The organism is Nocardioides taihuensis, assembly GCF_042657275.1.
In the GTDB taxonomy this organism is placed as follows: domain Bacteria; phylum Actinomycetota; class Actinomycetes; order Propionibacteriales; family Nocardioidaceae; genus Nocardioides; species Nocardioides taihuensis.
In genome coordinates, this window is sequence record NZ_JBHSKD010000014.1 from 15841 (window position 1) to 29905 (window position 14065).

The 14065-nt window shown below is 72.9% G+C and carries 10 protein-coding genes; 7 read left to right on the forward strand and 3 right to left on the reverse strand.

Going from position 1 to position 14065, the window contains the following annotated elements:
- Nucleotides 1-144: 144 nt before the first annotated feature.
- Complete coding sequence (leuA, locus tag ACFPGP_RS13160) at nt 145-1905, forward strand: 2-isopropylmalate synthase (protein WP_378590801.1); 1761 nt, start codon at nt 145-147, stop codon at nt 1903-1905.
- A 15-nt stretch (nt 1906-1920) separates the two neighbouring features.
- Here leuA and ACFPGP_RS13165 read toward each other — a convergent pair whose 3' ends face one another.
- Nucleotides 1921-3435 (reverse strand): outer membrane protein assembly factor BamB family protein, encoded by a 1515-nt coding sequence (locus ACFPGP_RS13165; RefSeq protein ID WP_378590802.1) that lies wholly within the window; start codon nt 3433-3435, stop codon nt 1921-1923.
- 165 nt (nt 3436-3600) lie between these two features.
- Between ACFPGP_RS13165 and ACFPGP_RS13170 the strand changes: the two genes are divergently transcribed.
- The 3 genes from ACFPGP_RS13170 to ACFPGP_RS13180 all read left to right on the forward strand — a co-directional run bounded on the left by ACFPGP_RS13170 (nt 3601) and on the right by ACFPGP_RS13180 (nt 6757).
- Nucleotides 3601-4593 carry an SDR family NAD(P)-dependent oxidoreductase gene (locus tag ACFPGP_RS13170; RefSeq protein WP_378590804.1) on the forward strand — a complete coding sequence of 331 codons (993 nt, stop codon included), beginning with the start codon at nt 3601-3603 and terminating at the stop codon, nt 4591-4593.
- 116 nt (nt 4594-4709) lie between these two features.
- A complete protein-coding gene (locus tag ACFPGP_RS13175; RefSeq protein ID WP_378590806.1) occupies nt 4710-5048 on the forward strand; it encodes an ArsR/SmtB family transcription factor in 339 nt (112 codons plus the stop codon).
- Nucleotides 5045-6757, forward strand: a complete 1713-nt coding sequence (locus ACFPGP_RS13180; RefSeq protein ID WP_378590808.1) for a SulP family inorganic anion transporter — start codon at nt 5045-5047, stop codon at nt 6755-6757. The genes ACFPGP_RS13175 and ACFPGP_RS13180 overlap by 4 nt, the downstream gene beginning before the upstream one ends.
- A gap of 13 nt (nt 6758-6770) precedes the next feature.
- Here the strand turns inward: ACFPGP_RS13180 and ACFPGP_RS13185 are convergent, their stop codons facing one another.
- On the reverse strand, nt 6771-7259 hold the full coding sequence (locus ACFPGP_RS13185) for a MarR family winged helix-turn-helix transcriptional regulator (protein WP_378590818.1): 489 nt from the start codon (nt 7257-7259) through the stop codon (nt 6771-6773).
- A 54-nt stretch (nt 7260-7313) separates the two neighbouring features.
- Here ACFPGP_RS13185 and ACFPGP_RS13190 point away from each other — a divergent pair, with 54 nt between their 5' ends.
- A complete protein-coding gene (locus tag ACFPGP_RS13190) occupies nt 7314-9326 on the forward strand; it encodes an MMPL family transporter (protein WP_378590809.1) in 2013 nt (670 codons plus the stop codon).
- Nucleotides 9327-9349: 23 nt separating this feature from the next.
- Here the strand turns inward: ACFPGP_RS13190 and ACFPGP_RS13195 are convergent, their stop codons facing one another.
- On the reverse strand, nt 9350-12217 hold the full coding sequence (locus ACFPGP_RS13195; protein WP_378590811.1) for a PAS domain S-box protein: 2868 nt from the start codon (nt 12215-12217) through the stop codon (nt 9350-9352).
- A gap of 145 nt (nt 12218-12362) precedes the next feature.
- Here ACFPGP_RS13195 and ACFPGP_RS13200 point away from each other — a divergent pair, with 145 nt between their 5' ends.
- Both ACFPGP_RS13200 and recO read left to right on the forward strand, forming a co-directional pair.
- Complete coding sequence (locus ACFPGP_RS13200; RefSeq protein WP_378590814.1) at nt 12363-13244, forward strand: alpha/beta fold hydrolase; 882 nt, start codon at nt 12363-12365, stop codon at nt 13242-13244.
- Nucleotides 13245-13262: 18 nt separating this feature from the next.
- The gene (gene recO / locus ACFPGP_RS13205) at nt 13263-13988 is read left to right on the forward strand and encodes a DNA repair protein RecO (protein WP_378590816.1); all 726 of its coding nucleotides are present in this window, start codon (nt 13263-13265) and stop codon (nt 13986-13988) included.
- Nucleotides 13989-14065 lie beyond the last annotated feature (77 nt).

A 14065-nucleotide genomic window follows, 5' to 3' on the forward strand; every position in this document is an offset into this window, starting at 1 on the left:
TGGTGGTGCCCGTCATGATGTGCAGCTTCCTCCTCCTTCGCTGCCGCAGCGAGGTCTGACAGCCGGACCCCCTCGCTGCGGAGTGCGTGCTGTGCACCGGCGCCCGATCCCCAGGCCCCAGCCAGGACCCCCAGCGAGGACCCCATGACACTGCAGGAGAACAACCCGTTCGGCTCGACGCTGAGCCGGTTCAGCAACACCCAGCGTCCCAGCGGCATGCCCGTGCACCGCTACGGCGCCTTCCCGCCGGTCGAGCTCCCCGACCGCACGTGGCCCGGCCGCACGATCACCCAGGCGCCCCGCTGGCTGTCGACCGACCTGCGCGACGGCAACCAGGCGCTCATCGACCCGATGACGCCGGCGCGCAAGATGGCGATGTTCGACCTGCTGGTCCGGATGGGCTACAAGGAGATCGAGGTCGGCTTCCCGAGCGCGAGCGAGACCGACTTCTCCTTCGTCCGTCAGCTGATCGAGCAGGACAAGGTGCCCGAGGACGTCACCATCTCGGTGCTGACCCAGGCCCGCGAGGACCTGATCGAGCGCACCGTGCAGAGCCTGGTCGGCGTGCACCACGCCAACATCCACCTCTACAACGCGCTGGCGCCGCTGTTCCGCCGCGTGGTCTTCCACGCCGGCAAGGACGAGGTGAAGGACATCGCCGTCCGCGGCACGCAGCTGGTGATGAAGCACGCCGAGAACCACCTCGACGCCACCGTGATCGGCTACGAGTACAGCCCCGAGATCTTCACCGGCACCGAGCTGCCGTTCTCGGTCGAGGTGTGCGAGGCGGTCTCCGACGTGTGGCAGCCCGACGACGGGCGCGAGATCATCCTCAACCTGCCGGCCACCGTCGAGATGGCCACGCCCAACGTGTACGCCGACCAGATCGAGTGGTTCTCCCGCCAGCTCACGCGGCGCGAGCACACCACGATCAGCCTGCACCCCCACAACGACCGCGGCACCGCCGTCGCGGCCACCGAGCTGGCGATGATGGCCGGCGCCGACCGGGTCGAGGGGTGCCTGTTCGGCCACGGCGAGCGCACCGGCAACGTCTGCCTGGTCACCCTCGGCATGAACCTGTTCAGCCAGGGGATCGACCCGCAGATCGACTTCAGCGACATCGACGAGATCCGGCGCACGGTGGAGTACTGCACCCAGCTGCCGGTGCACCCGCGGCACCCGTATGCCGGCGACCTGGTCTACACCGCGTTCTCTGGCAGCCACCAGGACGCGATCAAGAAGGGGCTCGAGGACCTCGACCGGCAGGCCGGCGAGGCCGGCGTGCCGGTCGAGCAGGTCGCCTGGGAGGCGCCGTACCTGCCGATCGACCCCAAGGACGTCGGCCGCACCTACGAGGCCGTGATCCGGGTGAACAGCCAGTCGGGCAAGGGTGGCGTTGCCTACATCCTCAAGGCCGAGCACAAGCTGGACCTGCCCCGCCGGGCGCAGATCGAGTTCAGCCGCGTGGTGCAGGAGCACACCGACGAGCAGGGCGGCGAGATGACCCCCGAGCAGATCTGGTCGGCGTTCTCCGCGGAGTACCTCGACCGGCAGGCGCCGCTCAAGCTCAACTCGGTGCACACCTCCTCGGCGGCGGGGGAGAAGGACCAGCTCAGCGTCAACGTCTACGTCGACGGCGAGCTCACCACCCTGACCGGCGAGGGCAACGGCCCGATCGCGGCGTTCGTGAACGCCGTCAACGAGCTGCCGCTCGCCCAGGAGCGCGGCTGGGACGTGCGGGTGCTCGACTACGCCGAGCACGCGCTGAGCTCGGGTGGCGACGCCATCGCGGCGGCGTACGTCGAGTGCGCGGTCGGCGGGCAGATCTACTGGGGCGTCGGCCTGGACCCCAACATCGTCACGGCCTCGCTCAAGGCGGTCATCTCGGCGGTCAACCGCGCGTGACCCCCGGGGCTCGCATCAGGCGGGCGGCCGGAGGGCGAGGAGTGCCCTGCTCCCCGGAAGGTTCAGGAACAGGGTCCCGTCCGTGACCACCGGCTCGGTGCTGCCCACCTGGTCGCTGGCCTCCTGGTAGGTCCACAGGACCTCACCCGTCGCGCTGTCCACGGCAACCACCCGGGTGTGAGCCGTGGTCAGGTAGACGACGTGTCCCGCCGCGGCTCCGCCACGGTCGACACGGCCGCCGGGCAGGTTGACGCTCCACTGGGCGTCGCAGACGCTCACCCCGCACCCGGCGGCGGGGAACGCGTCGAGCACGCTCGACCCGGCCACGGTCCGGCGCTCAGCGGCGAAGACCGTGCCGTAGGCAGTGGTCGGCGTACCCGATCCCGCTACGAGGCCGCGCGAGTGCCACGCGGGGGAGCAGCTCGAGGCGCCACAACCGCCGCGGTCGAACGCCACGAGTGTGTGCGTGTCGGAGCCGATCACGACCGTCTCCCCGACGCGCACGGGGGAGCTGTGGAGGATCGGCCCGCCGGTGTCCCCGCGCCACCGCAGGTCCCCGGTCCGGGCGTGGAGGGCGTAGAGGTAGCCGTTGGAGGAGCCCACGTAGGCGGCGCCCTCGGTGACCAGCACCGTGGATCGCAGGACGCCGGGAAGGTGTCGCTGCCAGCGCACCTTGCCGTTCTTCGTCCTCACCGCCACCACGTTGCCCTCGTCGCTCGTCTGGTAGACGAGAGCGTCCCGCACGGTGGTCGACGTCGGGGAGGCCGTGCCCGGCAGGGACCGGGTCCACAGACGCTGACCCGTCTCGGCGTCGAGCGCGTAGAGCGCGCTGTTCCTCCCGCCTGTCGCGACGAAGACCCGGTGATGGGAAACGGCCGGCACGCCGTCGATCGTGGCGCCCAGTGATCGCCGCCACAGCAGCTGACCGGTGTTCTCGTCGACGACGAAGAGCACCCCGCAGGAGCTGCCGACGTAGACCCGGCCGTTGACGATCGACGGGCCGGCGCGGCTGGTGCACGTCGAGGGGTACTCGAAGCGCCACGCCGTGGACAGGTTGGCGACGTTGTCCCGCGTCAGCGTGCGTTCGTACGGGTTGTAGCCCTGGTGCGGGCCCGCACGCATGAACTGTGACCAGTTGTTCCGGACGTTCAGCACGGTCCGGGCGACGTCGCCACCGGTCTGACCGGTCGCCTCGACGGTGTGCTCGCCGTAGGTGGCGTCGGCACCCACCGTGAACGAGACGACGAACGAGCCGGAGCCGTCCACCGTCGCCGACCCGATGTCCTGCTGGTCCAGCGTGACCGCCGCGGTCTCGCCGGCCACGAACCCGGAACCCACGACGGCGACCCGTTGCTGGGGATGGGCGAACGCTGGGGCGACGATGATGACCGGAGTGATGGATTCCGCGCTCGACGGCGAGGTCTGCAGAGCGGATCCGGTCAGGGCAGCCGTGACGGCCAGCACTGCCACGAGGCCCCTGCGGACTCCCGCCGGCGGCGTCAGGCGGCGCGACCTGGTGTGCAGGAGCATGGCGTACCTCCTGTGCAGTGCTGCTCAGCGCCGCCGAGGACCCGTCGGCGCTGACCCCTGCCCTCATGCTGGTTCGCACGCCCAGCGATGACCAGAGGCTTTGGCCCCGGGCCCGGTTTCCTTTCCTCCCCACCGGCCTTGGGCGGTCTCGCTAGCGTCGGGAGCATGCTGAGCAACGCTCTCACCGTCGTCGGCGGCGTCGTCGACACCGTGCTCGACCGCACGGTGGCCCCCGGCTACTCCAAGGTCGGCCTGGCCGTGCGCCGGCACCTGCCCGGGTGGCCGCCCGACCCCGCACCGGGCGCCCTGCAGGGGCGTGCGGTGGCCGTCACCGGACCGACCTCGGGCCTGGGCACCGCCACCGCCGAGGGCGTCGCGGCGCTCGGCGGCGACGTGCACCTCGTCGTCCGCGACGAGGAGAAGGGCCGGCAGCTGGCCGCTGACCTGAGCGGTCGCCACCCCGGCGTCGAGGTCAGGGTGTGGCGCTGCGACGTCGGGGACCTCGACGACGTACGACGGTTCGCGCGCGAGCTGGTCGGGTCGGGGGTGCGCCTCGACGCACTGGTGCACAACGCGGGCTCGATGCCGCCCGTGCGGACGCTGTCGCCGCAGGGCCACGAGCTGACCATGGCCGTGCACGTGCTCGGCCCGGTCGTGATGACCGACGAGCTGCTCCCGGCGCTGCGGCCCGGGGCGCGGGTGGTGCTGGTGACGTCGGGGGGCATGTACTCCCAGGCGCTGCCGGTCGACGACCCCCAGTACCTGCGCGGTGACTACGCCCCCGCCACGGCGTACGCCAGGAGCAAGCGGGCGCAGGTCGAGCTGCTGCCGGTGCTGCAGGAGCGCTGGGGCAGGCACGGCGTCTCGGTGCACGCCACCCACCCGGGGTGGGCTGACACCCCCGGCGTGCAGACCTCGCTGCCGACCTTCCGCAGGCTCACCGGGCCGGTGCTGCGCGACGCCGAGGGCGGCGCCGACACGACGATCTGGCTGCTGGCGGTGCGCCCCACGCCCGAACCCGGCGGCCTCTGGCACGACCGGCGCCGACGCCCGACCAGCCTGGTGCGGCGGACCCGGCCGACCGAGGAGCAACGCCGACGCTTCTGGGAGTGGACCGTCGAGGCCGCGCGCCTCGAGGAGGTCCGTCCCCGCCGCTGAGGCGGCGGGGGAGCGGCTGCTTGGGCGTCCACGACATGAAGAAGTGTGCAACTGATGTAGTCTTCATGTGACGGCCGGACGGCGGCCGGGCACAACGAGCTGCAGGGTGGTCGAGCATGAGCGTGCCGCTGTACCAGGCGAAGGCGGAGTTCTTCAGGACGCTGGGCCACCCCGCCCGGATCCGGATCCTGGAGCTGCTCTCCGAGCGCGACCACGCGGTGCACGAGCTGCTGGAGAAGATCACGATCGAGCCCAGCAACCTCTCCCAGCAGCTCGCGGTGCTGCGCCGGGCCTCGCTGGTGGTGTCCCACCGCCAGTCGGGCGAGGTCGTCTACTCGGTCAGCACGCCCGAGGTGCGCGACCTGCTGCTGGCCGCCCGGCGCATCCTCTCGGGCCTGGTCCACGTGGAGCCGGACACTGACAGCGACCTGCCGACCAGCACCGGTTCCCGATGACGGGTCCGTCCTCGCGGGCGCAGCGGGCCGTCCAGTGGGGCCGTCAGGGCCGGGACCGCACGCTCGCCCTCCTCCCGCGTCGCAGCGACTGGACCCGTGCCCGGCCGGGCCGCGACCTGATGGCCGGCCTGATGGTGGGGCTCGTCGCCCTGCCGCTCGCCCTGGGCTTCGGCGTGAGCTCGGGCATGGGGGCAGAAGCCGGCCTCGTCACGGCGATCGTGGCGGGAGTGGTGGCCGCCGTCTTCGGCGGGAGCCGGGTCCAGGTCAGCGGTCCGACCGGCGCGATGACCGTGGTGCTGGTCCCGATCGTCGCCGCGCACGGTGCCGACGGCGTGCTCGTCGTCGGCCTGCTCGCGGGCCTGCTGCTGATCGGCCTGGGGTACACCGGAGCGGGCCGGTTCATCCGGTACGTGCCGGTGCCGGTCGTCGAGGGGTTCACCCTCGGCATCGCCGCCATCATCGCGCTCCAGCAGCTGCCCGCAGCGCTGGGCGTGCCCGGCGAGGGCGACCAGGTGCTCGTCCAGGCGGGTGGAGCGATCAGGACCTGGCTGGAAGGCCCCGTCTGGGTGGCCCCGCTCCTGGCGGGGACCGTGATGGTGACGATCCAGGGGCTGGCCCGGGTGCTCCCACGGCTGCCAGGATCGCTGGTCGCGGTCGTCGTGGCAACCGCCCTGAACGCCGGCCTGGGGCTGGGGGCCGCCACCATCGGCACCATCCCGGCCGGGCTGCCTGCGCCCCACCTGCCCGACGTCCCCTGGGGCGACCTCGACGTCCTGGTCCTGCCGGCGATCGCGGTCGCCGCCCTCGCATCGCTCGAGAGCCTCCTCTCCGCGACGGTGTCCGACGCGATGAGCGTGGGTCAGAGGCACGATCCCCACCGCGAGCTCTTCGGCCAGGGGCTCGCCAACCTGGCGTCCCCGCTGTTCGGCGGCATCCCGGCCACCGCCGCGATCGCCCGCACCGCGGTCAACGTCCGCGCGGGGGCGACGTCGCGACTGGCCGCCGTGACCCACGCGGTGTTCCTCCTGGCCGTGGTCGTGGTGGCGGCCGGCTGGGTCTCCCGGATCCCCCTGGCCGCGCTCGCCGGCGTCCTCATCGCCACGGCCCTGCACATGGTGCGGGTGTCCAGCCTGGTCGCGCTGCTGCGGTCGACCCGGGGCGACGCTGCCGTCCTGGCCGTCACGGTGGCGGCGACGATCCTGTTCGACCTGGTCACGGCGGTGATCGTCGGCCTGGTGGTGGCCGGGTTCTTCGCGCTGCGGCAGACCGCGCAGACCGCGCGCCTCGACGAGACCCCCCTCGACGCCGGGGACAGCAGCGACGAGGAACGGGCCCTGCTGGACGAGCACATCGTCGCCTACCGGATGGACGGTCCCCTCTTCTTCGCCGCGGCCCACGACTTCCTCCTCGAGCTGTCCGACATCAGCAACGTCCGCGTGGTGATCCTGCGCATGGCCCGGGTCTCGACCATCGACGCCACCGGCGCCCACGTCCTCGCCGACACGATCAGCCGCCTGGAGGGCAGGGGCGTCACCGTCCTCCTCTCGGGCGTGCAGCCGCAGCACGAGCACGTGCTCCGGCAGCTCGGCGTGCACGACCGGCTGGCGCACGAGCACCACCTCTTCGACTCCACCCCGCACGCGATCGAGCACGCCCGGGTGCATGCCGCCCGGATCGAGCACGCCCCCGCGGACGACACCGTCGTCTGACCGGGCGCCGGCCTCAGAGGAGCCGACGGAGCGCCGCGATGGTGCCGACGAGGTAGGCCTCGACGACCGCCCGCTCGTCGTCGTCGAGCCCGGCGTCGACCTCGTGCAGGCCGGCGAACATCGGGGCGAGGTGGCCGATCACCTCGGCGGCCCCCGACTCGGTGATCGCGACCTGGTGGCGGCGCCCGTCGGAGACGTGCGGGGTGCGGGCCACGTGCCCCCGGGACTCGAGGCGGGCGACGATGCCGGACGAGGCCGCCGTGGTGACGCCGAGGCGGCGCGCGAGGTCGGCCGGCCCCGTCGGGCCCTCGAAGAGCAGCTCGAGCGTCTGCAGCTCGTTGTGGCTGAGGTCGGCGCGGCGGGCCACCGCCGCCGGGACCTGGGCGGCCACGTCGAGCAGCTCGCGCAGGAGCCGCAGCGACGGGGTCTGCAGGGATGCCGCGGGCAGGCCGACGCGCGCCTCCACGGGGGAGGCGGGGGGCCGACGGGCGGTATCCTTCACCAACTTGCTAACCTTCTTGGCAATCTTCTTCGTAACCTGAGGAGCGAGTCTACGTTGTCCGAGCCCCGCACCGGCCTCACCCCGCGCCGCGCCGTCGCCCTGCTCCTGCTCTTCCTGGCCTCCTCGGCGGCGGTGCTGGTGTTCGTCGGCGAAGCCGACGTGAACGCCGAGCCCACCGACGTGCTGCCAGCCGGATACGACAGCACCCGGGTCGTCGAGCTCCAGGACCAGTTCCCCTCCGGGGACGACGCGACGGCCGTCGTGCTCTACACCGCGCCTGACGGGAGCCAGCTCAGCCAGGCGGACCTCGACGAGATCGGCCGCTCGTTCGCCGCGGCGACCGGCAGCCGGGTGCCGCTGCAACCGAGCGAGGACGGCACCGCTGCGCTGGGCATCACCGCGATCGACGCCCAGGGCGACGCCGCGGTCAGCGAGGCGGTCGGTGACCTCCGGGCCGCGGTGGACGACGGACTGCCCGACGGGGTCACCGCGCAGGTGACCGGTCCGGCCGCGATCACGGCCGACCTCTCCGCCGTCTTCGACGGCGCCGACACGCGGCTGCTGCTCGTGACGGCGCTGGTGGTCGCGGTGCTGCTGATCATCACCTACCGCAGCCCCGTGCTCTGGATCGTCCCGCTGGCCGTGGTCGGCATCGCCGACCGGGTGGCGGCGGTGCTGGCCACCCAGGGTCTCGACCTCCTCGGCGTCCCCTTCGACGAGTCGACGGTCGGGATCCTCTCGGTGCTGGTCTTCGGCGCGGGCACCGACTACGCCCTGTTGCTGATCTCCCGCTACCGCGACGAGCTCAAGATGCACGAGGACCGGTACGTCGCGATGACCCGGGCCTGGCGCCGTACGGCGGAGGCCGTGATCTCGAGCGCCTCGACGGTCGTCGTGGGCGTGCTCGTGCTGCTGCTCACCTCGTTCCCGACCACGCGCGGCCTCGGCCTCGCCAGCGCGATCGGCATCGTGGTCGCGGCGGTCACGGTGCTCGGCGCGCTCCCGGCCGCTCTCGTGCTCTGCGGGCGCTGGATCTTCTGGCCGCTCGTGCCGCGGGTCGGCCAGCCGGTGCTGGTCGACGCGGGGTCGCTGTGGGGCCGGATCGGTGGTGCGGTCGGGCGGGCGCCGGGCGTGCTCATCGCCGCCTCCCTCGTGGTGCTGGCCGGGCTGTCGCTGGGGCTGCTGCAGGTGCAGACCGGGCTGTCGACCTCCGAGCAGTTCCTCGACGAGCCGGAGGCGATCACGGCTGCCGACCGGCTCGCCGAGTCGTTCCCGGCGGGCGCGTCCGAGCCGACGGTCGTGGTCACCCGCGCCGGCGCCGACGAGGTCGTGCAGGCCGCGCAGGGGGTGTCGGGCGTGCGGCCCGGCGAGTTCACCGACGGTGACGACGGCTGGCAACGGTTCGACGTCGTCCTCGACGCCGCCCCGGGCACGGACGCCTCCGAGGGGGCGGTCAACGACCTCCGTGACGCCCTCTCGTCGTACGACGAGACCTACGTCGGCGGTCCGGAGGCCGAGTCGATCGACGAGCACGACGCGGCAGCGCGCGACCGGATGGTCGTGGTGCCGATCGTGCTGCTCCTCGTGCTGCTCGTGCTCGGGCTCCTGCTGCGCTCGGTCGTCGCGCCGGTGATCCTCGTGGCGACCGTCGTGGCGACGTACTTCGCCGCGCTGGGGGCGTCGTGGTGGGTGTTCACCGAGCTGCTCGGCTTCACCGCGATCGACGTCGGGATGCCGCTGCTGGCCTTCCTGTTCCTGGTGGCTCTCGGCGTCGACTACAACATCTTCCTGGTGACCCGGGCGGCCGAGGAGAGCGTCGGCCACGGCACGCGCGAGGGCATGCTCCGGGCGCTGGCCGCCACCGGTGGCGTGATCACCAGCGCCGGCATCCTGCTCGCCGCGGTGTTCGCGGTGCTCGGCGTGCTGCCGCTGGTCGTGCTCGCCCAGCTCGGCGTCGTGATCGGCATCGGCGTGCTGCTCGACACCCTGCTCGTGCGCACCGTCCTCGTCCCGGCCATCGCCGTGAAGCTGGGCGACCGCTTCTGGTGGCCGCGCCGGCTCTCCTGACCCTCGGCGAAGTACCCGGGCCCTCAGACCGCCTCGGCCGCCTCGGCCTCCTCGGCCCGGGCGGGACCGGCGGTGATCGGGTCCGGCCGCAGCGGGGTGGCGGGGGCCGCGGACCGGTGGAGGGGCAGGCGCACGGTGAACGTCGTGCCGGAGAGGTGGGCGGAGTCGACCGAGATCCGGCCGCCGTGGGAGCCGACGATCCCGGCGACGATCGAGAGCCCGAGGCCGGTGCCGGGGATGGCCCGCTCCTGGGCCGTCGAGGAGCGGAAGAACTTCTCGAAGAGCCCGGGCTGCTCGCCCTCGGGGATGCCGATGCCAGTGTCGCGGACCACGAGGCACGCCTCGTCGGCCTCGAGGTCGCGCTCGAGACGCAGCTCGACCGTGCCGCCGTCCTCGGTGAACTTCACCGCGTTGCTGAGCAGGTTGGTGATCACCCGCTCGAGCTGCACCGGGTCGCCGAGCACCATGATCGGCGCGTCGCAGCGGGTCACGGTCAGGTGCAGGTCGCGACCGTCGACCACGGGGTGCAGCGAGACGGAGGCGTGCTCGGCGAGCTCGGTGAGGTCCACGGCGACGCGTTCCAGCTGGGTCGCTCCCGAGTCGAGCCCGCCGAGGAGCAGCAGGTCGTTGCAGATGACGGTGAGCCGCTCGCCGTTGCGGGCGATCGTCTCGAGCAGCGGCACCTGCTCGGGCAGCGGTTCGACGACCGAGCCGTCGCGGAGCATCTCGGTGTAGCCGATGATGCTCGTGACGGGCGTGCGCAGCTCGTGGCTGACCGTCGAGACGAACTCGTTCTTGGCGTGGTCGAGCTTGCGGAGCCGCTCGACCGCCGTGCGCTCGGTGTCGAGCGCCTTGACGAGCATCTCCTGGCCGTGGCGCCGCTCGGTGACGTCGCGACCGACCAGCAGGTAGCTGCGCTCGTCGCCGGTGCCGGCCTCGCTCGAGCGGCTCAGCGTCATCGAGACCGCCGGGCGGCCGCCGTCCTTGGCCAGCCAGGTCCAGTCGCGCGGCTGGGTCTCGCCGTAGGGCCCGATCTGCGCGGCCAGCGCCGCGAAGCTGCTCGGCCGCTCGGCGGACGCCGTGCGGGCGGCGAGCTCGCCGGGGTCGAGGAACGACACGAACGGCCGGCCGACGACCTCCTCGGTGGTGTAGCCGAGGAGGCGCTGGGCGCCGGCGCTGAAGAGGGTGACCAGGCCCTCGGCGTCGGTGCCGACCAGGGCCGTGGCCTTGGAGGCCTGGAGCAGGTGGGTCACCAGGCCGGCCGCCTGGCGCTCGCGGGTCACGTCGATGCCGGTGAAGACCACCATCAGCGGACGGCCGTGCTCGTCGTGCACCACGGTGTTGTTCCACACCACGCGCATCAGCGAGCCGTCGCGGCGCTGCACCTCGGCCTCGCGGGAGTGGGGGACCAGGCTGCCGTCGGCCGCGGTGAACATCTCCTTGACCAGGTCGAGCCGGTGGTCAGGGGTGATGTGGGTCCACACGGGGTTGCCGAGGAGCTCCTCCTCGACGAAGCCGGTGAGCGAGGTGGTCGCGGCGTTGACCCGGAGCACGGTCCCGGCCAGGTCGGTGACGATGATGATGCAGGCGGTGGTGTCGATCGTGGTGTTGGTCAGCTTCTCCGCCGCCTCGATCCGGGCCCGCGCCCGCGCCTCCGGGGTCACGTCGAGGAGCTGCGCGGCGAACGCCGGGTCGGGCCCGCCGGAGATCATCGAGATCGCCACGTTGAGGCGCGTGCCGGGCTGCTGCGCCACGCCGATCTGCGCGCTCCAGCCGTCGAGCTCGCCGAGCAGCATGTCCTGCGTGCGCCGGCGTACGGCGTCGGGGTCGTCGAGCACCCGGTCGAGGTAGCGGCCGACCAGCGGTCCGGTGCCACCGAGCAGGCGCATCGCGGCGTCGTTCGCGTCCACGATCTCGAGCCGGTCGCCGCGACGGCGCAGCAGGAGCATGCCCACGAGCGACTCGGTGAAGTTGCGGCGGAACAGCTGCTCGCGTGCCGTGACCTGCGCGAGCAGCTGGCGACGCTGCTCGACGGCGATGGTCAGGGGCAGCCACATGAGTGCGGCGCTGAAGATCCAGACCTGCACCATCGCGGCGGCGGCGGCCGGCGAGGTGCCGCCGTGGTCGATCGCGGCGGCGAACGGGCCGAAGCCGCGGGCGGTCAGAGCCGTGCACAGCGCGCTGGTGACGAGCAGCTCCCACGCCACGACGCGGACGTCGAAGCGCAGCGCCGCCCACACCAGCAGCGGCAGCGGCGCGAAGGCGAGGGGCAGCGACTGGTCGGGGGCGAACACGAAGACCGTGACCGTCAGCAGCGTGCCCGCCTGCAGCACCAGCTCGCCGTACCGGCCCACCCGTCGTCCGGTGCCGATCGAGAGACCGACCGGGACCACCACGAGGGTGGCGGCGGCGTGCGAGGCGAAGACCCACGGCCAGACGGCGGCGAGCGCGGCACCCTCGGTCAGCCAGACTGCCACGACCGCGAGCGTGGCGACGGTGATCGCCCCGGCCAGCGCCGCCACGAGCAGGCGCAGGAAGTCGTCCAGCGAGTCCAGGCGCGGCGACCCGATCCGTCCGCGCTGCAGCACGGCGGCGGCGACGACGGCCTCGGCGGCGTTCGCGAGGCCGAAGAGCAGCGCGACGTCGAGGGGGCGACCGCCGGTCGTGTTCGCGGCGGCGGTCGCCAGCAGCACGCAGGGCGCCAGGAATGTCCAGGTCGACCGTGGCGAGAGCGCGAGCAGCGCCACCGCCAGCCCGGCGCCGGGCCACCACGCCGCCACCGCGGACCCGGGCGGGGCGAAGTACACCGCCTGTGTGCCGACGAGGTAGATGGCTGCGAGGACGCCGAGCGTGGTGGCGTGGCGCGACCACGTCTGACCCGGAGCAGTCATGGCCGACATTCTGGGGGACGTCTGGACATGTTGACGGCATATTGACGAAGCCCGTGGTCACGAAGCGGTCGCAATCCGGACGTCGCGGGCCCGCCGACGGGCGAGATCGGTCGGCGGAGGGGCTCGCGGCGACTAGATTCTGACCATGGGTGTGCCGGGACTGGTGTCGGAGCGGATCGGGCAGTTCTTCGTCGAGGACCACGGCGCGCGCGACCGCCTCGAGTACACCGAGTACGGCGCCGGCGACGCCTGGGTGGTGCTGCTGCACGGCCAGCTGATGCCGCGCCGGATGCACCAGCCGCTCGCCCGGGCGCTCGCGGCCGAGGGTCTGCACGTGGTCACCCTCGACCTCCTCGGCCACGGCCGCAGCGACCGCCCCGCCGACCCCCACGCCTACTCCGTCACCGCCTTCGCCGAGCAGGTGGTGGCGCTGCTCGACCACCTCGGGGCTCCACAGGCAGTGGTCGGCGGCACCTCGCTGGGTGCCAACGTCTCGCTCGAGGTGGCCGCGGTCGCACCGCAGCGGGTGCGGGGCCTGATCATCGAGATGCCCGTGCTCAACAACGCGGTCGAGGCGGGGATCGTCGCCTTCGCCCCGCTCATGTTCGCCGCCCGGTTCCTCCCGTTCACCGTCAACGGGCTCCGGATGCTCACCCGCCCGGTGCCCCGAGGAGTCGTGCCGTTCTGGGTCGGCATCGGCCTCGACACCTGCGACCAGCGCCCCGGCCCGATGGCCGCCGTGGTGCACGGCATGTTCTTCGGCCGGGTCGCGCCGTCGTCCCGGGAGCGCCGCGCGATCACCGCCCCGGCGCTCGTGGTCGGGCACCCCAAGGACCCGATCCACCCGGCCGCCGACGCCGCGATGCTCGCCGAGGAGCTGCCCAACGCGACCTTCCTGCGGGCCCGCAGCATCCTGGAGTGGCGGATCCGTCCCGAGCGGCTCGACCGGGCGGCGGCCGGCTTCGCCCTCGGCTGCTGGGCGACACCCGCGCGCCAGCGCGGCCGGCAGCGCCGTACGTCGAGCTGAGCAAGGCAGACTGGGGGCGTGCTCTACCGCGACGAGGCGATCGTGCTGCGCACCCACAAGCTGGGTGAGGCCGACCGCATCATCACCCTGCTGACCCGGCAGCACGGCCGGGTGCGTGCGGTCGCGCGCGGGGTCCGCAAGACCACGTCGCGGTGGGGCTCGCGGCTCGAGCCGTTCACCCACGTCGACCTCCAGCTCGCCGAGGGGCGCAGCCTCGACACGGTCACGCAGGCCGAGACGCTGACGCCGTTCTCGGGCAGCCTCGGGCTCGACTACGACCGCTACACCTCCGGCACCGTGATGCTCGAGACCGCCGAGCGGCTGGTCTCGGAGGAGAAGCAGCCCGCGGTGCAGCAGTTCCTGCTCCTGGTCGGCGGCCTGCGCGCCATGTCCGCCGGCGAGCACGCGCCCGGCCAGGTCCTCGACTCCTACCTGCTGCGCTCGCTGTCGGTGGCCGGGTACGCGCCGTCCTTCGAGCACTGCACCCGCTGCGGCGAGGAGGGCCCGCACCGCTGGTTCAGCCCGGCCGCCGGCGGCGTCCTCTGCTCGCGCTGCCGGATCCCCGGCGCCGCCCATCCGTCCGCAGGCACGGTGGCGGTGCTCGGCGCGTTGCTGGCGGGGGACTGGCCCGTGGTCCACGCGGCCGAGCCGCGCCAACTCAGGGAGGCCAGCGGCGTGGTGGCGGCCTACCTCGCCTGGCACCTCGAGCGCGGCCTGCGCTCGCTGGCGTACGTCGAGCGCTGACGCGCGCGGCACGCTCTAGGTGTACCCGGCCGTCAGGTTGGTTGCAGTCGACTGATTGGTGGCTTGCCTCCGAGTGC